Here is a 1469-nt window from a genome sequence, read left to right as displayed (position 1 = left end):
CACAGCAGCCTCGGCGGCGGGGGCAGCGGCCTTGCGCGTCCTGCGGGGCTTGGCCTCGGCCACCTCGGCGGCAGCCTCGGGCGCGGCCTCGGCCACCGGAGCCTCCGTCACGGGAGCCTCCGTCACCGGAGCCTCGGTCACCTGAACCTCGGCTGCCTCCGCCGACTTGCGGGTGCGGCGTCGGCGCGGCTTCTCCGGGGTCTCCAGTGCGGCCGGGCCCTCCGCCGTGTTCACGGCGGCCTCGGGGGTCGCGGTCGCGGCAGTCGCCGCCACCGCCTCCGACGGGGCTCCGCCGCGCGTGCGGCGACGGCGGCGCGGGGTGCGGGTCGCCGAGGGCTCCTCCGCGGCGCCGGTCTCGGCGGCGGGGGCCGAGGCGGTGGTAGCGGGGGAGGCGTCCAGCGGAGCACCGCTGCGGGTGCGGCGGCGACTGCGCGGCGTGCGCGCCGGGCGCTCACGCTCGGCCGTGGCGGACTCGGCGCGGCCATCGCGGCCGCCCCGGCCACCGCGACCGCGCGCACCGCGGCCACCGGTCTCGCCCAGGTCCTCCAGCTCCTCCGCGTCGAGCCCGGCGCGGGTGCGCTCCGAGCGCGGCAGAGTGCCCTTGGTGCCCTCGGGGATGCTGAGGTCCGTGAACAGGTGCGGGGAGCTGGAGTACGTCTCCACCGGGTCGTTGAAGTCCAGCTCCAGCGCCTTGTTGATCAGCTGCCAGCGCGGGATGTCGTCCCAGTCGACGAACGTGATGGCCGTGCCCTTCGCGCCCGCGCGGCCCGTACGGCCGATGCGGTGCAGGTACGTCTTCTCGTCCTCGGGGGACTGGTAGTTGATGACGTGGGTCACGCCCTCGACGTCGATGCCGCGCGCGGCGACGTCGGTGCAGACGAGGACGTCGACCTTGCCGTTACGGAAGGCGCGCAGAGCCTGCTCACGGGCGCCCTGGNNCTGCTCGGCGATGTCGGCGGCCGTGCGCTTCGTACGGCAGAAGATCATCGCGAGTCCGCGGCCGTCGGCCTGCAGTATGCGGGAGACCATCTCCGGCTTGTCCATGTTGTGCGCGCGGTAGACGAACTGCTTGATGTTCGCGACCGTCGTGCCCTCGTCGTCCGGTGCCGTGGCACGGATGTGCGTGGGCCGGGACATGTAGCGGCGCGCGAGGCCGATGACCGCGCCCGGCATGGTCGCGGAGAACAGCATGGTCTGGCGCTTGGCCGGCAGCAGGTTGATGATCTTCTCGACGTCGGGCAGGAAGCCCAGGTCNNGGCCCGGGGTGCCGACGACCACGTCGACGCCCTTCTTCAGGGCCTCAACCTGGGGCTCGTACGCCCGGCCGCCGTAGATCGCCGTCACGCGCACGTTACGGACCTTGCCGGCCGTCAGCAGGTCGTTGGTGACCTGGGTGCACAGCTCGCGCGTGGGGACGACGACGAGCGCCTGCGGGGCATCGGTGAGGGCCTCGGGCCGCGCGCGGCCCG

At 74.1% G+C, this 1469-nt stretch carries 1 protein-coding gene and 2 pseudogenes; all 3 read right to left on the bottom strand.

The window, feature by feature from the left end; all coding sequences use genetic code 11:
* A pseudogene (locus BEK98_RS50490) lies at nt 1-937 on the bottom strand (helicase-related protein); the annotation flags it as partial.
* A gap of 2 nt (nt 938-939) precedes the next feature.
* Nucleotides 940-1254 (bottom strand): annotated as a pseudogene (locus BEK98_RS50485) (DEAD/DEAH box helicase); the annotation flags it as partial.
* A gap of 2 nt (nt 1255-1256) precedes the next feature.
* Nucleotides 1257-1469: DEAD/DEAH box helicase (locus BEK98_RS50480; RefSeq protein WP_244202241.1), on the bottom strand; the 213-nt coding region annotated here is incomplete at both ends.

Source organism: Streptomyces diastatochromogenes, assembly GCF_002242805.1.
Classification (GTDB): Bacteria; Actinomycetota; Actinomycetes; order Streptomycetales; family Streptomycetaceae; genus Streptomyces; species Streptomyces diastatochromogenes.
The sequence above is the reverse complement of the archived record's forward strand: the minus strand, read 5'-3'. Positions and strand labels throughout refer to the sequence as shown.